At 57.7% G+C, this 25,518-nt stretch carries 22 protein-coding genes; 1 reads left to right on the top strand and 21 read right to left on the bottom strand.

What is annotated here, in order from left to right; all coding sequences use genetic code 11:
• Positions 1-92: 92 nt before the first annotated feature.
• Entirely contained in the window at positions 93-596 is a 504-nt protein-coding gene (locus tag QZR18_RS01275; RefSeq protein ID WP_026066683.1) for a YajQ family cyclic di-GMP-binding protein, read from the top strand.
• Positions 597-732: 136 nt separating this feature from the next.
• On the opposite strand, the gene htpX is transcribed toward QZR18_RS01275, so the two are convergent.
• The 21 genes from htpX to QZR18_RS01170 form a co-directional block, all read right to left on the bottom strand.
• Positions 733-1,614 carry a zinc metalloprotease HtpX gene (htpX, locus tag QZR18_RS01270; RefSeq protein WP_178706016.1) on the bottom strand — a complete coding sequence of 294 codons (882 nt, stop codon included), beginning with the start codon at positions 1,612-1,614 and terminating at the stop codon, positions 733-735.
• Between the two features lie 21 nt (positions 1,615-1,635).
• A complete protein-coding gene (locus tag QZR18_RS01265; RefSeq protein WP_178706019.1) occupies positions 1,636-3,138 on the bottom strand; it encodes an FAD-dependent oxidoreductase in 1,503 nt (500 codons plus the stop codon).
• A 119-nt stretch (positions 3,139-3,257) separates the two neighbouring features.
• Positions 3,258-4,268, bottom strand: coding sequence for a polyprenyl synthetase family protein (locus QZR18_RS01260; RefSeq protein WP_178706022.1), 1,011 nt, complete (start codon positions 4,266-4,268; stop codon positions 3,258-3,260).
• Entirely contained in the window at positions 4,265-5,836 is a 1,572-nt protein-coding gene (nuoN, locus tag QZR18_RS01255) for an NADH-quinone oxidoreductase subunit NuoN (protein WP_178706025.1), read from the bottom strand. The genes QZR18_RS01260 and nuoN overlap by 4 nt, the downstream gene beginning before the upstream one ends.
• Positions 5,833-7,371, bottom strand: a complete 1,539-nt coding sequence (locus tag QZR18_RS01250) for an NADH-quinone oxidoreductase subunit M (RefSeq protein ID WP_178706203.1) — start codon at positions 7,369-7,371, stop codon at positions 5,833-5,835. Before QZR18_RS01250 ends, nuoN begins: the two co-directional genes overlap by 4 nt.
• 29 nt (positions 7,372-7,400) lie before the next feature.
• Positions 7,401-9,377: an NADH-quinone oxidoreductase subunit L gene (nuoL, locus tag QZR18_RS01245; protein WP_178706028.1), complete on the bottom strand. Its 1,977-nt coding sequence runs from the start codon at positions 9,375-9,377 to the stop codon at positions 7,401-7,403.
• Between the two features lie 13 nt (positions 9,378-9,390).
• The gene (gene nuoK / locus QZR18_RS01240) at positions 9,391-9,690 is read right to left on the bottom strand and encodes an NADH-quinone oxidoreductase subunit NuoK (protein WP_009408608.1); all 300 of its coding nucleotides are present in this window, start codon (positions 9,688-9,690) and stop codon (positions 9,391-9,393) included.
• Positions 9,687-10,634, bottom strand: coding sequence for an NADH-quinone oxidoreductase subunit J (locus QZR18_RS01235; protein ID WP_178706031.1), 948 nt, complete (start codon positions 10,632-10,634; stop codon positions 9,687-9,689). The genes nuoK and QZR18_RS01235 overlap by 4 nt, the downstream gene beginning before the upstream one ends.
• Positions 10,631-11,290: an NADH-quinone oxidoreductase subunit NuoI gene (gene nuoI, locus QZR18_RS01230; protein ID WP_178706034.1), complete on the bottom strand. Its 660-nt coding sequence runs from the start codon at positions 11,288-11,290 to the stop codon at positions 10,631-10,633. Before nuoI ends, QZR18_RS01235 begins: the two co-directional genes overlap by 4 nt.
• Entirely contained in the window at positions 11,283-12,605 is a 1,323-nt protein-coding gene (gene nuoH, locus QZR18_RS01225) for an NADH-quinone oxidoreductase subunit NuoH (RefSeq protein WP_178706037.1), read from the bottom strand. The genes nuoI and nuoH overlap by 8 nt, the downstream gene beginning before the upstream one ends.
• Positions 12,602-15,166, bottom strand: coding sequence for an NADH-quinone oxidoreductase subunit G (locus tag QZR18_RS01220; protein ID WP_178706040.1), 2,565 nt, complete (start codon positions 15,164-15,166; stop codon positions 12,602-12,604). The genes nuoH and QZR18_RS01220 overlap by 4 nt, the downstream gene beginning before the upstream one ends.
• Positions 15,163-16,458, bottom strand: a complete 1,296-nt coding sequence (gene nuoF, locus QZR18_RS01215) for an NADH-quinone oxidoreductase subunit NuoF (protein ID WP_178706050.1) — start codon at positions 16,456-16,458, stop codon at positions 15,163-15,165. The genes QZR18_RS01220 and nuoF overlap by 4 nt, the downstream gene beginning before the upstream one ends.
• Positions 16,451-17,149 carry an NADH-quinone oxidoreductase subunit NuoE gene (gene nuoE, locus QZR18_RS01210; RefSeq protein ID WP_178706052.1) on the bottom strand — a complete coding sequence of 233 codons (699 nt, stop codon included), beginning with the start codon at positions 17,147-17,149 and terminating at the stop codon, positions 16,451-16,453. Before nuoE ends, nuoF begins: the two co-directional genes overlap by 8 nt.
• Positions 17,146-18,495, bottom strand: a complete 1,350-nt coding sequence (locus QZR18_RS01205) for an NADH-quinone oxidoreductase subunit D (RefSeq protein WP_178706054.1) — start codon at positions 18,493-18,495, stop codon at positions 17,146-17,148. Before QZR18_RS01205 ends, nuoE begins: the two co-directional genes overlap by 4 nt.
• The gene (locus QZR18_RS01200; RefSeq protein WP_178706056.1) at positions 18,495-19,190 is read right to left on the bottom strand and encodes an NADH-quinone oxidoreductase subunit C; all 696 of its coding nucleotides are present in this window, start codon (positions 19,188-19,190) and stop codon (positions 18,495-18,497) included. The genes QZR18_RS01205 and QZR18_RS01200 overlap by 1 nt, the downstream gene beginning before the upstream one ends.
• On the bottom strand, positions 19,187-19,741 hold the full coding sequence (locus QZR18_RS01195; protein WP_009408599.1) for an NADH-quinone oxidoreductase subunit B: 555 nt from the start codon (positions 19,739-19,741) through the stop codon (positions 19,187-19,189). Before QZR18_RS01195 ends, QZR18_RS01200 begins: the two co-directional genes overlap by 4 nt.
• Positions 19,742-19,756: 15 nt before the next feature.
• Positions 19,757-20,116, bottom strand: coding sequence for an NADH-quinone oxidoreductase subunit A (locus QZR18_RS01190; RefSeq protein WP_009408598.1), 360 nt, complete (start codon positions 20,114-20,116; stop codon positions 19,757-19,759).
• A 34-nt stretch (positions 20,117-20,150) separates the two neighbouring features.
• A complete protein-coding gene (locus QZR18_RS01185; RefSeq protein ID WP_178706207.1) occupies positions 20,151-21,407 on the bottom strand; it encodes a geranylgeranyl reductase family protein in 1,257 nt (418 codons plus the stop codon).
• A 209-nt stretch (positions 21,408-21,616) separates the two neighbouring features.
• Complete coding sequence (locus QZR18_RS01180; RefSeq protein ID WP_178706058.1) at positions 21,617-23,113, bottom strand: glycoside hydrolase family 36 protein; 1,497 nt, start codon at positions 23,111-23,113, stop codon at positions 21,617-21,619.
• Between the two features lie 131 nt (positions 23,114-23,244).
• Positions 23,245-24,600, bottom strand: a complete 1,356-nt coding sequence (locus tag QZR18_RS01175; protein ID WP_178706060.1) for a sugar ABC transporter substrate-binding protein — start codon at positions 24,598-24,600, stop codon at positions 23,245-23,247.
• A 31-nt stretch (positions 24,601-24,631) separates the two neighbouring features.
• Complete coding sequence (locus QZR18_RS01170) at positions 24,632-25,510, bottom strand: carbohydrate ABC transporter permease (RefSeq protein ID WP_178706062.1); 879 nt, start codon at positions 25,508-25,510, stop codon at positions 24,632-24,634.
• Positions 25,511-25,518 lie beyond the last annotated feature (8 nt).

Here is a 25,518-nt window from a genome sequence, read left to right as displayed (position 1 = left end):
AAATCGGTGCTGTGGAAGAATAGCAGAATGAACGGGTCGCGCGCCAATCAGAGCGACCCAAGTGCGCCATAGAGCACAAAGAGAGGATGGTCATGGCCGATTCATCATTTGACATTGTTTCCAAATTAGATCGCCAAGAAGTCGACAACGCGGTCAATCAAGCCGCAAAAGAGGTATCAACGCGCTACGACTTCCGCGGCGTCGACGCCTCGATCCGCCTGAGCGGAGACGCAATCGAGATGGAAGCCAATACTCCCGAACGCGTCATGGCCATCGTCGATGTTCTCCAGACCAAGCTCATTCGCCGCGGAGTATCCCTGAAAGCTCTTGATCTCAAGGATCGCGAGCCGAAGGCATCGGGCAAGATCTACCGCCTGGTTGCACCCCTACGTGAAGGAATCGAACAGGACGTTGCGAAGAAAATCACAAAACTGATCCGCGATGAAGGACCCAAGGGGGTTAAAGCCCAGATCCAGGGTGATGAAATTCGCGTCTCTTCAAAGTCTCGTGATGATCTCCAGGCAGTCATCGCACTGCTCAAAGGCCCCTCGGGAGAAAAACTCGAGGTCGCACTTCAGTTTGTGAACTACCGCTGATAGAGATCGACTGACAGCAACACTGTGGGGGCATCTAGCGCTGCTAGATGCCCCCACAGGTTATTCATGACTTTAAGATGATCGCGTTTTGCCTCGAGGCTCTCACAGGTCACTGCCTATAAAAGTCAGTCACTTCCTAGTAACCCGCAATGTGTTCGAGGCGCGCAATACGCTGATCCATCGGAGGGTGAGTCGAGAAGAGATTACGCAAGCCCCGTCCCCTGAAGGGATTTGCAATCATCATCGCGGAGACATTCTGCGTCTGCGGCGTCACCGGAAGAGGATCCTGCGCATTTCCCGACTCGAGCTTTTTCAGTGCCGAGGCCAAGGCGAGCGGATCTTCAGTCAAGTAGGCACCATCCTCGTCCGCATCGTATTCGCGGGTCCTCGAAAGAGAGAACTGGATCAGTGTGGCCGCAAAAGGAGCGAGGAGCGCCAGCAGGATTCCACCAATTGCCGAAAGAAGTCCGCCCTCGCGATCATCACGACTTCCACCACCAAAGAACATGATGAATTGGGCAACCGAAGTCACGATACTCGCCATTGCTGCTGCGACGGAGGACGTCAGGATATCGCGGTTGTAGACGTGCATGAGCTCGTGGCCAAGGACTCCGCGAAGCTCACGCTCATTGAGCAGGTGCAAAATACCCTCGGTGCAGCACACCGCCGCGTGCGATGGGTTACGACCGGTTGCAAAAGCATTCGGCGTCATTGTGGGAGCCACCCACAGCGTCGGCATTGGCTGACCTGCTTTTTGTGACAGCTCGCGAACAATCCGATACATCGCAGGCTGCTGCGCTTCAGTCACCTGATAGGCATTCATTGAACGCAGTGCCATACTCGCAGAGTTCCAATAGGACCAAACGATTTGGATTAGTCCGATCCCGGCGAAGATGAAAATCCACATGGACTGTCTGGTTCCAAGGGCAATGGCATAGCCAATTGCCAGGAGCAGAGCCCACATGCCACCCAAAAGCACGGTGGTCTTCAGACCATTGTGATAGTGACGCATATGCATAACGCCTCCTTAGCAACCGTCTCAGGCGCGGGCCGGCCCCGAGTAGTCCTCAAAACGCTCTGGGGCTGAAGGAACGCCCATCTCCCCCATTTCACCGATCAGGTCCTCGTGAACCTCATCCTTGCCCTGGGAGATATCAGTCATCGCGCGACGCGACACGACCTTCACGCGCTCGCGTGTTCCGCGACCACCGGGAACCTCACCGAATTGCTCACCCAGCGCGGCCTCGTAGGCATCAAGAAGCTCCCAACCCTCCCAGGTTGTGAACTCAACGCCACGTTCACGCAGCAACGCAACCATGGCCTCGTGACCAACGTCGGAAGAAGTCGCATGCAGGCGACCGGCCTCGGCGTCCTCAACCAAGTGGGAAATCGTCTGCTGAGCATCGGACTTCGTCGAGCCAATAAGGCCAACGGGACCGCGCTTAATCCACCCGGTCGCATAGATACCCGGAATCACCGGAGCATCTTCATTCTTCGTCGTATCAGAATCGATCACGCGCCCCTCGACATTGGGAACAACACCAGCGCGCTTATCGAAGGGCAGCCCGGGGACCGGCGACGAGTAGTAGCCGATTGCGCGGTAGACAGCCTGGACGGGCCAGGTGGTCATGACACCGGTTCCACGTACGGATCCATCGCCCGTCAGCTCGGTTCGCTCAGTGCGGATTGCGCTGACATTGCCATTTTCATCGGAAAGGATCTCAACCGGAGATTGGAAAAGGTGAATGTGGATGCGACGCGAAGCCGTGTGAGACTCGGGATCCTCCATCGCGTAATTCGTCAGAGTCTTGACAACTTGGCGCTGCTGGTTGGATGCGCGCAGGGCTTCTTCAGAACCTTCATCGAAGTCAAAGTCATCCTCAGAAACAATGATGTCGACATCGGGAACATGCCCCAGCTCGCGCAGTTCCAGCGGCGTGAACTTCACCTGGGCGGGGCCACGACGACCAAAGACGTGAACATCAGTGATCGGATTTTCAGCAAGACCCTGTGCAACGTTTTCCGGGATCTCGGTCACGAGCATGTCTTCTGCATGCTTCGCCAAGACACGGGAAACATCCAGTGCAACATTTCCCACGCCCAAAACGGCCACGGACTTGGCTTCAAGAGGCCACGTACGGGGGTAATCCGGATGTCCGTCGTACCAGGAGACAAAGTCGGCAGCACCGTAGGACTGGGGCAGATCAACACCGGGGATATTGAGCGGGGCATCTCGGTCAGCGCCGGTTGCGATGATGATCGCATCGTAGTGCGCATGCAAATCTTCAATCGTAACGTCGCGGCCAATCTCAACATTGCCCAAAAGACGAATATCACCGCGTTGAAGGATCTTGTACAAGGCGACAATGATCTGCTTGATTCGCGGGTGATCGGGAGCTACACCGTAGCGGACCAGGCCGTAGGGGGCGGGAAGGCGTTCAAACAGGTCGATATTTACGTCCAAACCGGATTTGGACAAGATATCAGATGCATAGATGCCAGCAGGTCCAGCGCCGATAACGGCCACGTTGTAGGTGCTCACTCGTATCCTCTTCTCTGGCCACCAAGGAAGGCGACCCTAATCCTGTCCCAATCCTACAATTAGACGACCTGCAGGGCAGCTGAGAAGGTCGAGGCGCACCTCAAGAGGGGTGCCCGTAATCAGGCGACGCGGTCCACCATCAGGTGGGCAAAAGAGATCAAAGCTTGCTTGGCTTCCCCATCTGGAAGGTCGGCAATGCATTCGAGAGAGCTATCGCACCACTGACGAGCAAGCTCGCGTGTCTGCGACACAACATCATGTTCACGCAGGCGTTCAACCAAGGCAGCCAAAGCCTGGTCGGAGGAAAGATCCCCACCCAGCATGGACAAAATCTTTTGCCCCTCGGGGTCAAGATTGCCATTTGACTGCGCGCGGCGAAGAAGAAGCACCGGAAGAGTATCCACGCCTTCGCGAAGATCAGTTCCCGGGGTCTTCCCCGAAGCGCCGGCCTCGGGCCCCAAATCAATGACATCGTCAGCGATCTGGAAAGCGACTCCCAAACGCTCACCGAACTGGGTGAGAGCATCAATCGTCGCCTGATCCGCACCCGCATGCATCGCACCGAATGCCGCGGCAGATGCCACCAAAGAACCGGTCTTATCAGCCAGCACTTGGATGTAGAACTTCAGCGGGTCATCCCCCTCTTGGGGACCGAAAGTTTCATTAAGCTGCCCCATGCACAGGCGCTCGAAGGTAACGGCGTGCTGACGGACCGTTTCATTACCCAAAGTGGCAATCATGGCCGAGGCGCGCGCAAAGAGGATGTCTCCTGCAAGAATTGCGCGGTTATTCCCCCACAGATGCTGAGCCGAGGGAACACCCCTGCGGGTGGGCGCAGAATCCATGACATCGTCATGGTAGAGCGAGGCCAGGTGCGTCAATTCGATACCCGTTGCTGCTGTGAGGACTTCGTTACTCAGCGCACGCTCGGGATCACCAAACTGCGCGGCAACCAAGGTCAGCAGGGGCCGCATACGCTTGCCACCGGCCTGGGCCAAGTGAGACGTCAATTCTGTAACCAGGTCCCGAGAGTGGGACACGGCCTGGTGCAAACGGTCCTCAACGGCCTCGAGGCCCGGAAGAATTCGGGCCTCGAGATCAGGAACGTGTAAGTCGATTACGGCGCTCACGGGAGAAGCACAACCACCTGATTGAGTAGAGACAGAACCGGACTCGGGAAGAGTCCCAGTGCAATCGTACCCACAGCACACACGGTAATGGCAACACCTGTGAAACCTTCGGAGCGAACAACCGCAACGTCTTCACGCGGCTCCGAGAAGAACATCACGCGAACCAGACGGAAGTAGTAGAAGGCCGTGACCGCCGAGCACGCCAGCGCAAGCGCAACAAGCCAGGCATTTCCGGCCGCGAAAGCATCCGAGAAAACGACGAACTTGGCAATGAAACCGCCGGTGAAGGGGATACCCGCGAAAGACAGCAGGAAGATCAGCATTGCCGAGGCCAAGGCCGGGTTGGTCTTTCCAAGTCCTGCCCAGCGACGCAGGTCCGTTACTTCCCCACCAATGGTGTCCTGATCGTCGCGCGTCCGCACCAGGGTAATCACCCCGAAAGCACCGATAGTTGCAACCGCATAGGCAAGAACGTAGAAGAGAACGTGTCCTGCAGAGTAGCGGAGCAGCGAGATCACACCCATGAGGATGAAGCCCGCGTGGGCGATCGAGGAGTAGGCCAGCATGCGCTTGACATCCATCTGGACGACACCGGCGAAAGTGCCCACCAGCATGGTCAAGATGATGACAACAACCATGATCGGGATGAGGCTCCACTGCAGAGGTGCTGCGACAACCTGGAAGAAGCGCAGCATCGCAGCAAAAGCTGCAAGCTTCACGGCAGCAGCCATGAAACCGGTGATCGGAGTCGGCGCGCCTGTGTAGACATCAGGAGTCCATGCATGGAAGGGAGCAGCACCGACCTTGAAGAGCAGGCCAATCATGACCATGACCGTGCCCATGAGCAGAAGAATCTGCATTCCAGCGGTCTGAGCCGTAGGAGTCGCCGCATCGGAGATCAGCAGCGAACCTGAGTAACCGTAAAGGAAGGCGGAACCCATGAGCATAAAGCCAGAGGAGAAGGCGCCCAAGATGAAGTACTTCAGGGCAGCTTCCTGCGAGAGCTGACGGCGACGGCGTGCCGTTGCGGCCAGGATGTACAGCGGCAAAGACATGACTTCCAGAGCCACGAAGAGCGCGATATAGGAGTTCGCCGCGGGGAAGATCATCATGCCACCGGTAGAGAAGAGTACCAGAGCAAACATTTCCGAACGCTGGTAGCCCTTTGAATCGGAACGCTCCTCATCGGAGGAACCGGGACGATCCGAAGGCTGTCCAGCGAAAGCACCGTCTCCGGCCTCGGAACGATCGGCAATAACCAGAACGGCGAAGAAGGCGATCAGGACCAGGATTCCTTGAGCTGCAACCGTCAAAGGATCTTCAATGTACTCCCCCAGGGAGTGAGGAGATCCAAGAACGGCAGCCCAACGCATCACCAGAGCGACTGCGGAAGCGATCAGCGCGACGACAGCAATTCCGAAGACCGAGGCACGGCGCACACGTACCGGTACGAAGGACTCGGCCAGTACCGCAAGGATCCCGCCGCAAAGAACGCATAGAACCGGTGCAAGCGCGGCCCACGAAATTTCGGGGACCGTAAAGTTAACGGCCGTTGCAACAGAATTCACTGTGCGCTCCCTTCACTCAGAGTTGCGGTCGCTGCGGTGAGGAGATGTGAACCCTCATCGGCGATGGGTGCAAGAGCAGAAACAAGAGGTGCCGCCCAAATACCCAGAACAAGCATTGCAATGACCAGCGGGGTCATAACGGTCTTTTCACGTCCGTTCAGATCAGCAATATGCTTCTTATCCTCACGCGGAGGGCCGGTGAAGACTCGCTGGTAAGGCATGAGCATGTACAGCGCGGCCAGGACCACTCCCAGCACTGTAAAGAGTGCAAGAAGGGTTGAAACCTTCCACGTGCCCATCAGAACCAAGTACTCGGGGACGAAGCCCGAGAGGCCCGGAAGGGCGATCGAGGCCAAGCCAGAGAAGAGCCACAGGCCAGCCAAGACGGGGCTCACGCGCTGCATACCACCGTATTGGCGCATATCTTGAGTTCCGCCTCGCCTTGATAGCCAACCGGACAGCAGGAACATCGCGGCGATTGAGACACCGTGGGCGACCATGTAGACCATGGCACCGGTCAGCGCGATCTGCGAGCCGATGAAAATACCCAGAACCATGAAACCAAAGTGCGAAACCGAGGTGTAAGAAACCAGGCGCATGATGTCGTTTTGGCCAATAGCAGCCAAACCGCCCCAGAGGATTGACAGGACAGCGAATCCGCAGATCCACCACTGCAGGCTTGCGGCTCCCAGCGGGAACAGACGCAGACACAGGGTGATCATGCCGAATGTACCGACCTTATCCAGGATGCCGACAAGCAGCACCGAAGTTCCCGGACGCGCATTTTCAGCGGTGTCGGGCAGCCAGGTGTGCAGGGGCACCATTGGAGCCTTAATAGCAAAGGCAATGAAGAAGGTCGCGAAAAGACCGACTTGGATTCCCACCGGAAGACCAACGGTTCCAGCCGACAGAGTATCGATCATGAAGAGCGTGTCGCCACGGCGAGCAGCAAGGGCCCAAATAGCTACCAAGCCACCGAGCATGACCAGACCGCCAGCCAGCGAGAAGAGCAAGAACTTCATTGCTGCACGCTGACGCGTCTTCTTTTCACCAACTCCGTAACGACCGATCATCACGAAGAGCGGAACCAGCATTCCTTCGAATGCCAGGTAGAAGAGCAGGACATCGGAAGCGGCGAAGATCAGTACCATGAAGGATTCCAAGAACAGAACCCAACCGAGGTAAGCACCCGTACGAGCCGGATCCTCGTCCTCATTCCATCCGGCCACAACGACCAGGGGAACCAAGGCGACGGCCAGAAGGACCATCACCAAGCCAAGAGCATTCACGGCCAGCGCCCAACTCAGGCCAATCTGAGGAATCCAGGAATAGGCCTCGGAAAGCTGGTAGGCGGAGGAACGCGACCAGTCGAATGCAACCGCAGCGACGATGGCTACGACCAGCTCACACAGCGAAAGAATGAGCGCGAAGGCACGCCCCGCTTGCCGCAGGGCTGGAATCGCCAGAAGAAGCACAGCACCCAGTGCGGGAAGTGCAACAAGAATCGACAGCCACGGTAGTGGTGCGCTGAGCATTTGAGACATCTGCATAGATCCTTACTTCCTCACAGCGAAAATGCCAGGACAGCGGCAAGGGCACACACGACCCCGCCAAGAATGTAAGAGGCGTAGGTACGCACGCGACCGGACTGAGTGAATCCAAGCGCTCGGCCAGTACCGGTGGATGCCGCTTCAACCAAGTGGACAACACCGTCGATCGCCTTGTTATCACCAAGGGTGGCGGTCTTCACCAGTGCAATACCCGGGGTCATGAAGAGCGCTTCATTAACGGTGTCTTGGTACAGGTCAACGCGAGCAGCACGCGTGAGCGCATTGCCTGCCGGGATGGCGGTGGGAACCTCACGGCGACCGTACATGACCCAGGCAATTGCTGCGCCGGCAAGCACCAGAAGCAAAGTGACAATCTGGATAGCAATTTCAGGAGCAACCGGGTGAGCGTGCTCAGCAACGCCAAGCGAAGGCTCAAGCCATGTCGTGAAGACATCGCCAATTGAGAGGAGGCCACCGACCACAGCTGCGCAGATCGCCAAGATCACCATCGGGATAGTCATCAGCGGACCCGACTCATGCGGGTGGACACCATTGCCTTCGGCTTCGGTGGTCCAACGAGCAGTGCCGTGGAAGGTCATGAAGAACAGTCGCGACATGTAGAAGGCGGTGATGCCAGCGCCAACCATGGTGACGATACCGAAGACCCAACCTGCCCAGACGGCCTCGTGACCGGCGAAGGAGGTCGCACCGAATGCTGCTTCGATGATCTTGTCCTTGGAGAAGAATCCCGAGAAGGGAGGAATACCAAGGATTGCCAACCAGCCGCAGGCGAAGGTCAGCCAGGTGACCTTCATGGCGGTGCGCAGGGCACCAAAGCGACGCATATTGACTTGGTCATTCATTCCGTGCATGACAGAACCTGCACCAAGGAACATGAGCGCCTTGAAGAAACCGTGAGTAAAGAGGTGGAAAATTGCGAAAACCCAACCGATGGGTCCAAGACCTGCACCCAGCATCATGTAACCGATCTGGCTCATGGTCGAGGCCGCAAGCACCTTCTTCATATCGTCCTTGGCACAACCGACAATCGCACCAAAGAGCAGCGTGATCGCACCAACGATGACAACCGCAGTGGCGGCAATCGGTGATGCCTGGAAGATCGCACCCGAACGAACAATCAGGTAGACACCGGCGGTGACCATCGTTGCCGCGTGAATGAGCGCGGACACCGGGGTCGGACCGGCCATTGCGTCACCCAACCAAGCCTGCAGGGGGAACTGCGCGGACTTACCGCAAGCGCCCACCAGCAGGAAGAAACCAATGATGGTTGCCTGAACGGGAGAAACCGCCGCGGCCGCTGCGTTCACTTCCTCGATGTTGACGGTTGAGAAGTTAGCGACCATCGCCATCATCGCAATGAGCAGACCCATATCACCGACGCGGTTCATGACGAATGCCTTCTTCGCGGCAACTGCATTGGCGGGAACGTAGTTCCAGAAACCGATGAGCAGGTACGAGGCCAAGCCCACACCTTCCCATCCAACGAAGAGACCCGCGTAGGAGTCCGCAAGCACCAGGATGAGCATGGCGGCGATGAAGAGGTTGAGGTAGGCGAAGAAACGGCGACGCGCATCGTCATGAGCCATGTAGGCGATGGCGTAGACGTGGATGAGCGAACCAACGAAGGTGACCAGCATGACGAAGGTCATCGACAGCGGGTCGATCATCAAGCCGAAGTTCACCGAGAACTCGCCCGCGGGAATCCACGAGAACAGAGGGAGCTCAAAGCGGCGAGTATCGGGGACTGCGGAGAGCATGGCGATAATGACGCCGAGTCCAACAGCGAAGGATGCCCACGATGCCAGAGTGGCCAGAAGGTGACCCCAGCGATCGGAGCGGCGTCCGCATACAAGGAGAAGTGCACTGGAAACGGCGGGGATCGCAATCATGAGCCACGCCAAGGAAATGATTCCCGTGGGCTGGCCAGGAGCTGCGACCTGTGCCGCGGTGCTGAAAAGTGTCAATGTCATTCCGGCTTACTCCTCAGTTCTTCAGCAGATCGAGGTCGTCAACGTTTGTGGTGACGCGTGACTTAAAGATGGACACGACGATTGCCAGGCCGACAACAACTTCCGCGGCGGCAACGACCATGACGAAGAAGGCCATGATTTCGCCACTCACATTTCCGTGGATTCGTGCGAAGGTCACGAAGGCAAGGTTGGCGGAGTTGAGCATGAGCTCGACTCCCATGAGGGAGATCACCGCACTGCGACGGACCAGAACGATGGCTGCTCCGATCGCGAAGAGGATCCCCGAGAGCACCAAGTAGGCTGCAAGGCTCATTCTTCTTCCTTCCCTTCTTCAGTGGTCTGGGGCGCCTGCGGCTGCTTCAGACCAGTGGGAGCTGCGGCACCCGGCATACCCCATGCCTGAGAACGCTCGTGAGTGCTGGGGTGAGCCGGATCGAAGATCGTGTGGTAGAGAGAGCCGCCCTTGGCCAGTGCCAGCGACTGTGCAACTTCGGGTTCGACCTGACCAACAACACGATCCAAGCCACGCACTCGCAGAACCCTGGGAACCGATTCTTCAACGGATTCGTGAGTTTCGCCCGAAAGTGCGGGGACATCGACCGCGTTGGAGTGGGCGTACACACCCGGGGCCGGGAGCTGTCCGATTCGACGTCCAGAGGCCTTGAAGGCGCGCATCTTCGCTTCTGCTGTCGTGCGCTGCGTGAGTACCGGACCAAGCTGATCAGAGTGAGTGAGAAGCATCGCGCCGATTGCTGCGGTAATCAACAGAATCCCTGCAAGTTCCATTGAGAACCAGTAGCGCGAGAACAGCGTTGCCGCCAAGTCGGTGATTGGCGCGTTCGAGTAGGGATCGTCACTGAGCGAGGCCGAGCTTCCCGCGGTGCGCGAGCGAGCAATCGCTCCGATAAGGATCGCACCCAAACCAAGGGCCATCAGCACTGAGGTGAGGATGCGTCCACGCGATTGACGCGCGTAGTTATCAGAGGCACTCAAGCCGATCATCATGATGACGAAGAGGAAGAGAACCATGATTGCGCCGGTGTAGACGACAACTTGGACTGTGCCCAAGAATGCTGCCCCATGCATGAGGTACAAGATCGCAAGTCCGAGCATGACTCCAACCATGCAGATCGCACAGTAAACGGCCTTCTTGAAAAAGAGAACGCCCAGGGCGCATGCGACCATGAAGACCGCCACGCAGCCAAAGAGGATCGCCTCCCCCGTTGATGCCATTTCAGGCCAATTCATTAAGGTCATGCCTGACGCGCCTCCTCGTTGACGGGACGGGCAGTTGCAAGGGAGGGATCATCTGGACGATGCTCGCGTACCCAATCAATCTGAGTTTGTGTGGGGCCCTGTACCGCGCCACGGTAGTAGTCACCATCGCTCAAGCCTTCTACCTGCGGGTGAGGAGGCTGAAGCATTCCCTCTGAGAGCGGAACCAGAAGCTGGTCCTTCTCATAGATGTCATCAGCGCGGCGATACTCAGCCAACTCGAAATCGTGCCCCATGGTCAGGGCGCGAGTCGGGCATGCCTCGATGCAGAATCCGCAGAAAATGCAACGCAGGTAGTTGATCTGGTAGACGCGACCGTAGCGCTCACCGGGGCTGTACTGTTCCTCGGGAGTATTCGATGCGGCCTCGACGTAGATGGCGTCCGCGGGGCATGCCCACGCACAAAGTTCACAACCCACGCACTTTTCCAAGCCATCCGCGTAGCGGTTGAGCTGGTGACGTCCGTGGAAACGAGGCTCGACGAAAGGACCCTCGAAGGGGTACTGCTCGGTCACGGTCGGGCGGAAGAAGGAAGACAGGGTCACTCCATAGCCCGCGAAGGGAGCGAAGAACTGACCGATCGGCCCCTTCGGATCCTGCTCGTAACGCAGATTCTGGCTGTCGTTCTGATCAGTCATTCGTCTCCTCCAATGCGGCAGCAGTGACCACGCGGTTTGCGCGCGGCGAGGGCGGTAGCTGTTGTCCCGGAAGCGGAGGTACCGGGAAGCCGTCCGCCATGGGATCGAAGTTCGCCAAGCGTTCTTGCTTCTCAGCTTGCGCAAGGGCTTCCTTACGAGCATCACGCGAATCGGCGAACCACATGACGATCAATGCAATAACGAAGATTCCAGCAACGCCACCGATCAGCTGCGGCAGGGTCAAAGACACCCACTGAGTGATTGCCCGAATAATGGCAACCATGACCAGCCAGGCCAGCGAGATCGGGATGAGTCGCTTCCAGCCCAGCTGCATGAACTGGTCGTAACGGAAACGCAGCAGGGTGCTTCGCGTCCAGATCATGAGAAGCATGAAGAACCACATCTTGAGGAAGAACCACAGTATTCCGAACCAACCGCCATTGAGAAACTCAATGTGCGAGAGGGGCCAGGGGGCGTGCCAGCCGCCAAAGAACATGGTCGTCGCCACCGCTGAAACGTTGAACATATTGACGTATTCAGACAGGTAGAACCAACCGAATTTCATTGAGGAGTACTCGGTCATGTGACCGGCGACCAGCTCACCTTCGGCCTCGGGAAGGTCGAAGGGAAGACGGTTGACTTCACCGACCATGGAAATCAGATAGATCACGAAGGCGGGCGCCAAGGGCAGGAACCACCAGGTCTGCGCCTGAAAGGCCACGATGTGCGAGGTCGACATCGAGCCAGCCATCAAGAAGACCGCAACCAGCGACATTCCCATGGAAAGCTCATAGGAGATCACCTGGGCCGAGGAACGAACCGCACCGTAGAGCGGAAGCGTCGAGGACGCAGACCAACCACCCAGCACAATGCCGTACAGACCCAGCGAAGAAATCGCCAGAACATACAGGGCCGCGACCGGCATATCCGCTAGCTGCAGCGGTGTGGAGTGCCCGAAGATCGAAACATTCGGTCCCATCGGGATCACAGCGAAAATCGAGAAGGCTGCAAATGCCGAGATCGAGGGTGCAAGCAGATAAATGAACTTATCGGCCTTACGCGTCCACATGTCTTCCTTGAAGAGCAGCTTCACGGCGTCAGCGATTGCTTGGAACAGGCCGAAGGGACCGGCAACATTCGGGCCGGGCCTGGTCTGCATGCGTCCAATCATTCGACGCTCAACCCACAGGGCAAGCAGAACGTTGAGAATCAGGAAAACGATGATGAAAACGGCCTTGAGGACTGTCAACCACCAGGTTTCCTGCGTAAAGTCCGCAGCGGTGTACGTGGGAACATCCAGGGGGATCAGGTTCATCGGGCCACCTCCCCCTTTGCGCTCAAGGTGACAGAAGAACCGAAGTTCCCCAATGATTCGTGGACGATAGATCCCTGGGAGCACTCGGGCACCCAAACAACCCCGTCGGGAAGATCAGCAAATTGCAGGGGAAGCGTAATGCTTCCGCGCTGGGTACTGAGCGTGAGTTCCTCGCCCTCATCAATGCCGAGGCCCGCAACAGTTGCGCGCGAGGCAAAGACGACTGGACGGCGTGCGCTTCCCGCCAGCATGGTTGCGCCGTCTTGCAGACGACCTGCGTCGAGCATCGGCTTGTGGGTGGCAAGAAGTGCCTCACCCGGGCCGACCTCAACCAATTCTGAGGCCGTCGCCGGAAGGAATTCTTCACGCTGACCGTTCCACTGCATGAGCGGATTCACTTGGTCATACAGACCCACGAGGTCGTGCAGACCAAGATCCACGCCAAACTCACTGGCAAGCGCATCAAAAACCAGTCGATCGGTCTGTGAACGTGAGGCGATGGCCTGGCCAAAGGGGCGCAAACGGCCTTCCCAGTTGATGAAGGTTCCGTTCTTTTCCAGCGGAGGTGCGACCGGCAAGATCACATCTGCACGATCGGTGACCTCGCTGCGACGAACCTCAAGGCTCACCAAGAAATCAACCTGATCAAGTGCCTTTCGCGCGGCAGCCGGATCATCGAAGTCACGAAGGTCAACGCCACCGACGACAAGCGCCTTCAGGCGACCATCAGCTGCGGCGTCCAGCATCTGTGTGGCATCAAGACCGCGCTGAGAGGGAATCTCTCCCCATGCCAGCGACTCGCGAGCCTCTTGAGAGGCAAGCGCACGGCCGAAAGGCAGAAGACCGGGAAGAAGGCCGGCTTCCACTCCACCGCGCTCACCGGCGCGGCGGGGGACCCACTGAATACGGCAGTGAGTGCGTTCTGCAAGTCGAACAACTTCACTGAGCAGACCCGGCGTGCGGCTTGCGCGCTCGCCAACCAGGATCACTCCCCCGTCAAGACGCGAGGCGAGATCAGCGAACTCACCACCCTCACGGATCTCAGCGGCAACCTCAACCTCGGTGCCGGGAGCGCAGCGCAGCAGCTCTCCAGAGAGCTTGGCGAGGCCTCGGGAAGTCATGGGAGCCAAAGAAGCAACGCGGAGCTTGCCCTTGCGAGTGGCCTTGCGCATCCGCAGGAAGATCGCGCCACACTCATCCTCGGGTTCGAGTCCAACCAGGAGGACCTGGCCGGCACTCTCAAGCTGCGAGTAGGTGACACCCAAACCACTGCCTGCCACTTGGGCGGCAAGGAATGAACGCTCTTCTTCACTATGGCTACGAGAACGCATATCGATGGAATCGGATCCAACAACCGAACGCGCAAACTTCGACCACGCCCAAGCATCTTCGAAGCTCAGGCGGCCACCGGGAAGGAAACCAACCTGGTCACCGGAAAGGCCGGCAAGCGCGCGGTGGACACGGTCCAAGGCATCCGACCACGAGGTCGGGACAAGCTGACCGTTCTCGCGAACGAAAGGAGTATTGAGGCGCTGAACACCGGACCACTTAAATGCAAAGCGGTCCTTGTCAGTGATCCACTCTTCGTTGACCTCGGGGTCGTTTCCAGCTAGGCGGCGCAGAACCTCACCGCGGCGAATATCGACGCGGATCGCACTACCTGAAGCATCGTGCTCGGTCACCGAAGCGGTAGATACCAAGTCGAAGGGGCGTGCGCGGAAGCGGTAATCATTCGAGGTCAGAGCACCAACCGGGCAGATCTGGATGATATTTCCCGAGAAGTACGAGGCGAATGCGCGGCCCGAAACATCACGATCGTTGGGGGCAAGATCGCCTTCATTGAAGGAACCAATAATGCCCTCTTGGCCATAAGGCCCGGAAATACCTGCCTTGACATTGTCCTTTGCCTGCGGGTTGAAGTAGTCCAAGACCGCGGTATCAAAGGATCCAACCTGCTCACCCATGAAGTAATGGTGCTCGGTCGGTGCGGTGCCACCGCCTCGTCCCTGAAGATCAAGGAAGGGGTCGCCCGCAATTTCCTTACCGAAGCGCACGCAGCGCTGGCACAGAATGCAACGCTCGCGGTCCAGCAGAATCTGCGAGGTGAGCTTCAAAGGCTTGCGATAGGTGCGCTTTGCATCGATGAAGCGCGAGCTCTCGCGGCCTTCGCTCATCGCCTGATTCTGCAGGGGGCATTCGCCGCCCTTGTCGCAGATTGGGCAATCCAGAGGGTGGTTGATCAGCAGGAATTCCATCACGCCTTCCTGGGCGCGACGGGCCACCTCGGAGGTGTGCTGAGTCTTGACCACCATACCGGGGGTGACAGTCTGAGCACACGAAGGCTGAGGCTTGGGCATGAAGCGCAGCTCGCCGGTGTTACGATCGGGCATTCCGACCTCAACAAGACACTGACGACATGCGGCGACGGGCTCAAGCAGCGGGTGATCACAGAAACGCGGGATACGAATTCCGGCCTGTTCAGCCGCACGGATCACCAGGGTGCCTGCGGGAACATCCAATTCGACGTCGTCGATCGTGACCTTCACTAGGTTCTCGCTCATCGAACTCCTCCCTTGGCAAAGTTGCTCGAGGCCTCGTAGGGGAACAATTCGCGCGCGGGCGTGGTCAGCCCGGCCTCGAATTCTTCGCGGAACTTCTTAATTCCCGACATGATCGGGGTTGCCGCCGCATCGCCCAGAGCACAGAAGCTTCGGCCAAAAATGTTGTGTGCGATCTCGTCCAACAGATCGATATCGCCCTCCTGGCCCTTACCTGCTTCCAGGCGGAGCATGATCTGCTTAAGCCAGTAGGTTCCTTCACGACAGGGTGTGCACTTGCCGCAGGATTCGTGCTGGTAGAACTCAATCCAGCGGGTGATCACGCGAACCACAGAGGTCGTTTCATCGAAGACCTGCAGGGCTCGGGTACCCAGCATCGAACCGGCAGCACCAACGGATTCGTAATCCAAAGGCGTGTCCAGTTCGGCTTCGGTGAAGATCGGGGTCGAAGAGCCACCGGGAGTCCAGAACTTCAGCTGGTGTCCTTCGCGGATACCTCCGGCCAGCTCAATGAGCTCACGCATGGTGATTCCGAAGGGAGCCTCGAATTGGCCCGGGTTCTTCACGTGACCTGAGATTGAGAACAGACCGTGTCCCTTGGACTTTTCCGTTCCCATCGAGGCGTACCACTGTGCGGAGTGCTGGAAGATTCCCGTTACCTGGCTAATCGATTCGACGTTATTAATAACGGTCGGACGCGCATACAAACCTGCGACAGCAGGGAACGGAGGCTTCAGACGCGGGTGGCCTCGGTAGCCTTCCAAAGAATCCAGAAGAGCAGTTTCTTCACCACAGATGTACGCACCTGCACCCGCGTGAGCGGTGATGCGAAGATCACCCAGCAGGCCGGCCTCGGTTGCTTCCTTAACTGCAGCCATCAGGCGGCGGTAGACGTGAACAACTTCGCCGCGAAGGTAAACAAATGCGTGGTGGCAATTGATCGCGCGCGAGGTAATCGCAATACCTTCAATCAACACGTGGGGATTCGCCATAATCGTCGGGATATCTTTGCAGGTTCCCGGTTCCGATTCATCGGCGTTCACCACCAGATAACGAGGAAGTCCATCATCGGGCGGAAGGAAGGACCACTTCAGTCCCGTGGGGAATCCAGCACCACCACGGCCTCGCAAACCAGAGGCCTTAACGGTCTCAACGATCTCAGCGGGCTCCATGGTGTTGGCCTTTTTGAGTCCCTCATAGCCTCCTCGGCTCAGGTAGGACTCCAAGGTCCACGAGCGATCGCTCCCCCATCCGCGGGTCAGAATCGGGGTAAGGGCCACGGTTGTTTCACTCACCGTCCTTCTCCTTTCCTTCTTCCGCGGGAACGTCAGCAGGGGCGCTCCAGCCGCGTTCTTCGGCGATTCTTAGTCCCAGTGTCGAGGCCTCGCCGGCGCTGGGTCCTTCGTTCTCGTGTCCGTCAAGGAAGCCGGCAAGGACGTGCTCGGTTTCCTTGAAGGTCGGCAGCACTGCACTTCCGCGAGTGGGGTGCAGGGGCTTACCGGCCTCAATGTCGTCGATGAGAGCGCATGCGGACTCAGGGGTCTGGTTGTCGAAGAACTCCCAGTTCACCATGACAACGGGAGCGTAATCGCAGGCCGCATTGCATTCGAGGCGCTCAAGGGTGATGGTTCCGGCCTCGTTGGTTTCGTCGGTTCCGACGCCGACCTTTTCGCTGACGGCCTCCCAGATTTCATCGCCACCCATGACAGCGCACAGGGCATTGGTACACACGCCCACGAGGTATTCACCCGTGGGGTGTCGCTTGTACTGGGTGTAGAAGGTCGCAACTGCCGAAACTTCTGCACGAGTGATACCCAGAAGTTCAGCGCACAGTGCAATTCCATTTGCGCTCACGTAGCCGTCTTCAGACTGGACGAGGTGAAGCATGGGAAGCAGTGCAGATCGAGCGTGGCCCTCGGGGTAGCGCGCGATGATTTCGCGTGCCTCACCTGCAAGGCGCTCATAGGTTTCCACGGGATAGCTCATCGATCAACGCCTCCCAGAACGGGGTCGAGAGTGGCCAGTGAGACGACGACATCGGCCAACTGGCCGCCTTCCGTCATCATGGCCAGAGACTGCAAATTTGCGAATGAAGGATCACGGAAGTGCGCGCGGAAGGGGCGAGTCCCACCGTCTGAAACCAGGTGGACACCCAAGATGCCCTTCGCGTGCTCAACGGTCTGGTAAACCTGACCGGCGGGGACCCTAAATCCTTCGGTGACCAGCTTGAAGTGGTGGATCAGAGATTCCATTGAAGTTCCCATGACCTTTGCAATGTGTTCGGCGGAGTTACCCTGGCCGTCCGTTGCAACCGAAAGCTGTGCGGGCCACTTGATATGCGGGTCGGCAACCATGACGGGCTGGCCTTCAGTTGCCTCCAGGCGGCGAAGGACCTGCTCGACGATACGCAGCGACTGGTAGCACTCGTCGAAACGCACGCGAACACGGTTGTACGCGTCATTCGAGTCATAGGTCGGGACATCGAATTCAAAATTCTCGTAACCGCAGTAAGGCTGATCCTTACGAAGGTCTTGGGGCAAGCCCGCGGCTCGCAGGGACGGACCGGTCAAGCCCAGGGCCATCATTGCTGACAGAGGCATGTAGCCAACGCCAATGAAGCGCTGCTTAAAGATTGGGTTTGCCAGAACCAAGTCCTGGAGCTCACCAATATCGTTTCGGACCTTCGGGAGCTTTTCGCGGATGTAAGGGACCATACCGCTGGGCAGGTCCTGAACCACACCGCCGGGGCGGATGTATGCGTGGTTCATACGCAGACCGGTAATGCGCTCGAAGATTCGCAGAATCTCTTCGCGGCCCCTGAAGGCAATGGTCATCATGGTCGTCGCGCCAAGCTCGTTACCGCCTGTACCAATGGCGACGATGTGAGAGGCGATGCGGTTGAGTTCCATCATCAGGATACGAATGAGGTTTGCGCGTTCCGGCACGTCATTCGTAATACCCAACAGCTTCTCAACAGCCAGGCAGTAACCCACTTCTTGGAAGAAGGGAGCCACGTAATCCATACGAGTGCACAGCGTGACGCCCTGGGTCCACGTGCGGTATTCCATGGTCTTTTCGATACCGGTGTGCAGGTACCCCGTGTCAACGCGAGTTTCGCGAACGGTTTCACCATCCAGCTCGAGGATCAGGCGAAGAACGCCGTGGGTCGAGGGGTGGACAGGACCCATGTTGAGCACGACGCGCTCATGGTTAATCCGCTCGATCTCAGCGATAACGTCGTTCCAGTCTCCGCCTTGGGCAAGAACCTCGGGGACCTCGTCAATATCCAGGCCTGCACTTGAGGCTGCAGCGTGAAGTGAAGGAGTAGTCATTAGTTGTACGACCTCCGAGTGTCGGCAGGTGCGTTGACTGCACCCTTGAATTCCACGGGAATACCACCCAGGGGGTAGTCCTTACGCTGCGGGTGACCTACCCAGTCATCAGGCATAGCAGTTCGTGTCAGCGAGGGATGCCCATCAAAAACAATCCCCATGAGGTCCCATGTTTCGCGTTCCTGCCAATCGTTCGCCGGGTAAATATCGACGATTGAGGGAATGTGCGGATCCGAATCCGGGCAGGTCACTTCCAGGCGGATCATGCGATTGTGTGTGATCGACATGAAGGGGTAGATCGCGTGGAGCTCACGGCCTTGATCTTCGGGGTAGTTCACGCCGTTAGTTCCCAGGCACATCTCGAAACGCAGATCCTGATCATCACGCAGGTAACGCGCGACGCGACGGATGTGCTCACGCGGGATGAAGATGCTGAGTTCGCCGTGTTCAACAACAACCTTCTCAATAACATCCGCAACTGCCAGTCCATCGGCGGCAATCAATTCCTCGAGGATGTCAACGATCTGATCGAAGTAGGAGCCATAGGGGCGCAGCGCTGCGGGAGCAGTACGCGCAACAGTAACTTGCTGCGAGAAGCCCGTGGTATCACCTTGATCCTGAGTCCCGAACAGCCCCTGACGGGTTTTGATGACCTCGGGCTGCTCGGCACCGAAACGATTAATTTCTTCGCTCATGCCAGCAATCCCTTCAGATCATGAGTCGGGGTCGCAGCAAGTGCTGCTGCTTCAGCCTTGCGAGCAATTTCGCGACGGTGTGCGCCCAGCGGTTCGCTTCCGATCTGCTCACGCAGTGTAAGGATTGCGTGAATCAGGGCCTCGGGACGAGGCGGGCATCCGGGAAGGTACACATCGACGGGAACAATGTGGTCGCATCCCTGGACGACGGCGTAGTTGTTGAACATACCGCCCGAGGAGGCGCAGGCACCCATGGAGATGACCCACTTGGGGTCCGCCATTGAGTCGTAGACGCGACGCACGATGGGAGCCATCTTGTGGGAAACACGTCCGGAGACAATCATGAGGTCGGAGTGACGCGGCGACGCGCGGAAAACTTCCAAACCAAAACGCGACATGTCGAAACGCGGAGTTCCGGCTGCCATCATTTCAATTGCGCAGCACGCCAAGCCCATGGTGACTGGCCACTGACTGTGCTTTCGAGCAAGACCGAGGATCTTCTCCATGCTTGCCAGGGCAATGCCTGCAGGCAGGCTCTCTTCAATTCCCATTGTTTTCCTCTTACCTCAGTAATCCAGTCCGCCGCGGCGCCATTCGTAGATATAGGGGACGGTGATCACCGCGATGAAGGTCAGCATGGCAATCAATCCGAAAAGTCCCAGCTGGTTGAAGCTCACGGCCCACGGGTACATGAACACGACTTCAATGTCGAAGACAATGAAGGTCATGGCTACCAGGTAGTAGCGCACAGGGAAGCGCCCGCGCTCCAGGTGCTGCTCCGTGGGGTCGATTCCGCATTCGTAGTTATCGGCCTTCGTGCGGTTCTTGCGCGTTGGCCCCAGAATTGCGGATGCGCCCAGCCCGCCCAGCGCCAAGACCATGGCGGCTGCAGCCATGATCAGCAGCGGAACATAGGGATTTGTCATCGTTCCTCCCACATCGGGTGTACCTTCGTGGCCATCATGCTGATGGCACCAGCTTGGATAGGGTCGTAATCAGTCGGTCGTCGAAGTCGCCGCCTTGGCGTTCGAAGCCATCCGACAGAAGTTTGTGAACCAGGGTCATCAGGCGCGGGATGGGCAGACCGTAGGTCGTGCACAGGCGCATGATTCGCGGATTTTCAATGAGACGAACAAAGATGCGTCCCAACTGGTAGTAGCCACCGTATTCGTCGCGGATCCGTTGGGGATAGGCGCTCATCGCTCGGTCAATACCAGCGCGGTGCGTGCGGGCAAGAGCCTGAGCCATAGCCTCGGCCGCGTAGCGTCCAGCTTTCATCGCGGGTGCGATTCCTTCTCCGTTAAAGGGAGAAACCATTCCACCGGCATCGCCGACAATGACGAATCCATTGGTGTAGTGGGGCTGACGATTCAAACTCATCGGCAAAGCTGCGCTGCGAAGCTCGCCGATTTGGTTCTCGGGGGTAAATCCCCATTCCTCGGGGAGGTTGGCCATCCACTGTTCGAAAACCTGACGATAGGGCAGGTTCGTCGCACTTGCCGTCGAGGCGACGGAGCCCAGTCCGACGTTGACGACGCCGTCTCCCATAGGGAAAATCCAGCCGTATCCGGGAAGTAGATCTGAATGCCCGGGCTCGCCCGCCCACAACTCGAGGTGCGATTCCATCCATTCTTCGTTGCCACGAGGGGAATGGAAGTAGGTGCGCGCCGCAACGCCCATGGGACGCTTGGGATTCTTTTCAATTCCGAGGCGGGTAGAAACCTTTGCGGAGACGCCACCGGCATCCACAACCAGCTTGGCGTGGATCGTCACCTCCTGGGCATTCTTGCCACGGCCTCGGCGCGCGCGAACACCGCAGACGCGGTGTGCACTGTCTTGGAGGGCCTCGGTAACGGTGAGTTCTTCTTCGAGGCAAGCTCCCGCACTCTGTGCACGCTGAACCAGTGCGTAGTCAAGATCCATACGCGCGCGAGTCATTCCGTATCCCGGAAGTGAAGCCTGATCGGGCCACTCCATATGAATAGTGTGACCGCCTCCGATCACCGTCAAACCGCGGTTTCGTGCCCAACCAGAAGTATCAACACCCATGAGGATGAGCTCTTGAACGGCGGCGGGAGTCAGACCATCACCGCAGATCTTGTCGCGCGGGAAACGTGCTTTATCGACAAGAAGGACGTCAATACCAAGGGTCGCCAAATGATAGGCGGTAGATGCACCACCTGGGCCAGCGCCGACAATAAGGACATCAGCGTTCATGTCTTGGGCCTGTTGGCTCACCACGCCTCCTTCACGCTCCACGCAACGACGAACCTACATCGGGTCCAGTTCAGACCATAGTCACCGGTATACGAAGCCGCGAAAGCACGCCAAAAAGTCCGTGAGAACAACACTTTAGGGGCGTGAGCGAGCACACACCCGTATTCAATTTGCACATATGTTTGTTACGTTAATCGGCGCGGAAATCCTCAGGAAACCGGATAGCAGTGCTCTGGCTCCGCCAAACCGGGACCGAAGTCAACCTCACGACCGTCCAAAGACCAGACGTTTCGCGAAATCTGTTGGACATCCTCGTGGCGAGCAAGCCATCGGCTCAGCTCTGCCTGTTCCTGCTCCGTTAGCCATACCAGAGGATCGGAAGATGACTTGAAACCAGCGACTGCGGCAACGTCTTGAAGCCACCCGATCTGCTGATCATTGAGCAGGTTTTTCATGTGACGGAAGAAGATGACATCGGGATCAACATCGATGAGCTCACGCAGCCACAGACGCGATACAGAACCCATAAAAGCATTGCGCGCTTCTGCGTCGGAACGATCATTAGTCGCGTAGTTCTTCCAAATGGGCGCGACATCGCAGCCCACTCGAATTCCATCGTAGAAGCCGAGCGCGGGGATGATCAAAGCACCAGAGCCCAGCAGGTAAGTATCCTCCCCTGCCGCCTCACGCAAAATCTGCGAACCCAAAATAAATGCGTCATCGGGGCTTGCTTCACGATCAAAGCGCACACCTTCAATGGCGGCTGCGTTAATAAAGTCAGTCTTGATGTAGCGGATTCCCGCGTCAAGCAGATATCCGATGGTGTCGCGCAGATATTCCTGCGCCAGGGGGTGCGTTGTATCCAGCGCATAGTAGGGACCACCCCAGTTGTATCCGGCGATAGCGAGCTTCCCATCCTCCGCATGGACGAAAGCTTCGGGGTGCGCCTGCAGGAAAGGTGTCCCTTCTCGGGCAATGAAGGGCGCAATCCACAAACCGGGAGTCACACCGAGATCGGAAATATAGCGAGCACAGGCAGCAAGATCGTGTCCAAACTTCGCATTCGGACGCCAATCGCCCACGTTCAGCTGCCAACCATCATCGATCTGCAAGGCAGTGAAACCAAGTTTTGCAAGCCCGGGAAGCTGTCCGGCAAGAACATCCCAGGAAACGTTTTCGTAGTAGGAATACCAAGAACACCACACACGCGGTGCCTGACCGGGGCTGCGACGTCGAGGGCGCAGCTGCTCAACATAGGCCTCGAAAATTTCCGCTTCACTACCCCAGCTCACAAACCAGCGAGCCGGACGAGTCTCATCGAAGCCAACAAAAACATCTTCATCAGCGCGCACCTTCGGGTGTCCACCCGCGAGCGCACCAATGAGGAAACCCGCACCGCCCTCTTCTTCAACAACCGCGCCCATCCACGAACCGTGATGACGGACGGCGTCATCTGCTCCCGGATCATCGGCGGTTGTCCGACGTTCATCAGAGGGAACTCGCAGGGGTGCATCACTGAGCAAATTCCACCCAGAGGGCGACCAAGAATTGTGCCCACTGCGGTAGTACTGGCCACTTTCCATTCCGTGGAGCAGCGCGACACGGCTAGCGTCAATGATTGCGAAATTGTCACCCTGCTCGATGAGCTGAGCATCAGCTGACGCACTCAAAGTGGCGTGAGGAAGGGAAAGTACCAGACGTTGCATGATCGTTCTTTCATTGACGAGGCCGTGGGAAGCGGCGCAGAAGGAAAGGAAAGTTATGGGTTTGGGTGTGGAAAGCGGGTCCCGCTGACCTGCGATTGGGTAATCGACGGGGGCGGGACCCGCTCAGTGGCTTACTTGAGCAGGGCGTTTGCCTTCTCGTTGGCCGCGGTCATGGTCGCCTGAGGATCAGCGCCACCGGCGATCTCCTGGATAGCGTCCTGGATCAGAGCGTTGACCTCGTCACCGTGTGCGAAGACGGGAACCGAGAAGGTCTCCTTGTTCTCAACGACGGTGGTGAATGCGGAGTTGTCCTGGCCCTTTGCCTCGCGTGCCTTCAGGGACGCTTCGGTGCCCTTGATGCTGGCGGGGAAGATGACGCCGGACTCGCCGACCTTGATCTGGCACTTGTCCGAAGCCATGTAAGCGATCCACTTGAATGCCTCATCGGGGTGCTTCGAGCCGCTCCACACGACATCGTGCAGGCCATTCATGGCGCTACGACGTCCAACGGGGCCGATCGGAAGAGGTGCGTAAGCGAACTTCTTCTGTGCATCGGCACCCAGGTAGGAGGAGGTGGTGAAGGAACCGGCGATGGTCGATGCAGCAATACCTGCGTTCATCGTTGCGTCGGTGCCCAGCGAGGACTGCTTATCGAACTTGGGGGCGTAGCCCTTCTCGATGAGCTGACGTTCCCAAGCGAGGGTGTCGACCAGGCTCTTATCGGCGAAGTTGAACTTGGTGGGGTTCACGGTCTTATCGCCGTAGGTGAAGCCGTTGGAAGCGGCGAATTCGCCCCAACCGTTCTGGCCGATTGCGCCGTCTGCCCACTCGGGGTAGTAGCCGTAACGCTTGACGTTGTTCTTATCGAAGGCCGGGTCAAGTCCGTTGTGGCCATTGGCGTCAACGGTGGTCTTTGCAACGAATTCCTGGAAGGTACCGCCATCGGTGGGGTTCCAGGTCAGCTTGGCCATATCTTCCTTGGTGTAGCCAGCTTCCTTTGCGACCTCGGTGTCGTAGAGCAGACCCATGGTGTCCCAGTCCTTGGGCAGGCCGTAACGCTTGCCCTCGAACTTCGACAGATCAGCAAGTCCGGGCTGGTAGATGGAATCATCGATTCCAGCTTCCTTTGCCTTGTCAGTGATATCCAAAATCTGCTTGGAATCAATGAACTGGAGAAGACGCGTGGAGTGATCGACAAAGGTGTCGGGCGCGTTCGATGCTGCCAGCTGAGTGGTCAGCGTATCCCAGTACTGGCCCCATGCGGTCTGGGTGATCTTGACGGTGATGTTCGGGTTTTCTGCATGGAAGTCATCAGCGCACTTCTGGTACAGAGGAGCTTGACGGTCATCCCACAGCCAGTAGCTGACGGTCACACCGTCACCCGATGCCGAGGAACTCGAGGTGCTCGAGGAGTTGGCGTTGCAAGCGCCCAGGGACAGCGCCATTGCTGCGACAATCCCCGCTGAGACTACGGTACGAGTTTTCATGTGTGGTTCTTTCTCTTCAGGCACTTTCGTGCTATTTGATTCCAGAGAAGTTCAGGGACTCAACCAGCTTGCGTCCCATGAGAATCAGGAGGATCAGGACCGGGATGACGCTGAGCGTTGACCCTGCCATGAGTCCGGTCCAGTCGGGTGCCCTATTGGGCGATTGCTGCTGGAAAATTCCCAGAGCAACGGTGAGGAGCTGAGCGCCTTCGCGCCCGGTCAGCAGCGGCCAGAGGAAGTCTTTCCACATGCCGATGATCGTAATGAGGGTCATCGTCATGATTGGTCCTGCAGACATGGGGATGGTTACTTTGAAGAAACGACGGACGGGTCCCAATCCGTCAAGCATTGCCGCTTCCTCCACTTCCCGAGGCAGGGAGAGGAAGAACTGCCGCAGGAAGAAGATTGAGAAGGGTGCCATGAAAAGTGCGGGAAGCATCATGCCCTGCATCGTGTTCAGCCAACCAAGCTGCTTAATCAACACGTAGTTCGGCAGAAGCGAGAAGATCCCGGGGATCATGAGCGCACCAATGACGCACGCAAAGAGCGCGTTTTTGAAGGGGAACTTCAAACGGGCAAAAGCGTAGGCCGCGCATGAAGCGAAGAAGGTCTGAATGATGGCAATACCGCCCGCGTAAATCAGCGAGTTCGTTGTTGCAATAGCGAAGTTGATCGTCGCTCCACTACCACCGGCTGCCATCGCCTCTTCAACAGAAACCAGTCCAAGAATTCGCTTGAAATTGATCATCGTCGGGTGTGATGGCCACAGCCTCGTTGATTCGGCAATGAGATCGGACTGCGGAGTGATCGCCGTGCGGATCATCCAACAGAAGGGGAAAACCGTGACAAGAACTGCGATCGCGATGATTGCCCACGCGACAACTTTGGAAGGTTGGAATTTCTTGAGCATGATTAGTC

The sequence above is a fragment of the uncultured Actinomyces sp. genome (assembly GCA_900541895.1).
In the GTDB taxonomy this organism is placed as follows: Bacteria; Actinomycetota; Actinomycetes; order Actinomycetales; family Actinomycetaceae; genus Pauljensenia.
This window is presented reverse-complemented; position numbering and strand designations above follow the sequence as displayed.

Excerpts from the sequence above, each read along its gene's own strand:
- QZR18_RS01275 (WP_026066683.1), top strand. The coding sequence starts at position 93 with ATGGCCGATTCATCATTTGACATTGTTTCCAAATTAGATCGCCAAGAA.
- htpX (WP_178706016.1), bottom strand. The coding sequence starts at position 1,614 with ATGCATATGCGTCACTATCACAATGGTCTGAAGACCACCGTGCTTTTG.
- QZR18_RS01250 (WP_178706203.1), bottom strand. The coding sequence starts at position 7,371 with ATGCTCAGCGCACCACTACCGTGGCTGTCGATTCTTGTTGCACTTCCC.
- nuoL (WP_178706028.1), bottom strand. The coding sequence starts at position 9,377 with ATGACATTGACACTTTTCAGCACCGCGGCACAGGTCGCAGCTCCTGGC.
- nuoK (WP_009408608.1), bottom strand. The coding sequence starts at position 9,690 with ATGAGCCTTGCAGCCTACTTGGTGCTCTCGGGGATCCTCTTCGCGATC.
- QZR18_RS01235 (WP_178706031.1), bottom strand. The coding sequence starts at position 10,634 with ATGACCTTAATGAATTGGCCTGAAATGGCATCAACGGGGGAGGCGATC.
- nuoI (WP_178706034.1), bottom strand. The coding sequence starts at position 11,290 with ATGACTGATCAGAACGACAGCCAGAATCTGCGTTACGAGCAGGATCCG.
- nuoH (WP_178706037.1), bottom strand. The coding sequence starts at position 12,605 with ATGAACCTGATCCCCCTGGATGTTCCCACGTACACCGCTGCGGACTTT.
- QZR18_RS01220 (WP_178706040.1), bottom strand. The coding sequence starts at position 15,166 with ATGAGCGAGAACCTAGTGAAGGTCACGATCGACGACGTCGAATTGGAT.
- nuoE (WP_178706052.1), bottom strand. The coding sequence starts at position 17,149 with ATGAGCTATCCCGTGGAAACCTATGAGCGCCTTGCAGGTGAGGCACGC.
- QZR18_RS01205 (WP_178706054.1), bottom strand. The coding sequence starts at position 18,495 with ATGACTACTCCTTCACTTCACGCTGCAGCCTCAAGTGCAGGCCTGGAT.
- QZR18_RS01200 (WP_178706056.1), bottom strand. The coding sequence starts at position 19,190 with ATGAGCGAAGAAATTAATCGTTTCGGTGCCGAGCAGCCCGAGGTCATC.
- QZR18_RS01195 (WP_009408599.1), bottom strand. The coding sequence starts at position 19,741 with ATGGGAATTGAAGAGAGCCTGCCTGCAGGCATTGCCCTGGCAAGCATG.
- QZR18_RS01190 (WP_009408598.1), bottom strand. The coding sequence starts at position 20,116 with ATGACAAATCCCTATGTTCCGCTGCTGATCATGGCTGCAGCCGCCATG.
- QZR18_RS01185 (WP_178706207.1), bottom strand. The coding sequence starts at position 21,407 with ATGAACGCTGATGTCCTTATTGTCGGCGCTGGCCCAGGTGGTGCATCT.
- QZR18_RS01180 (WP_178706058.1), bottom strand. The coding sequence starts at position 23,113 with ATGCAACGTCTGGTACTTTCCCTTCCTCACGCCACTTTGAGTGCGTCA.
- QZR18_RS01175 (WP_178706060.1), bottom strand. The coding sequence starts at position 24,600 with ATGAAAACTCGTACCGTAGTCTCAGCGGGGATTGTCGCAGCAATGGCG.
- QZR18_RS01170 (WP_178706062.1), bottom strand. The coding sequence starts at position 25,510 with ATGCTCAAGAAATTCCAACCTTCCAAAGTTGTCGCGTGGGCAATCATC.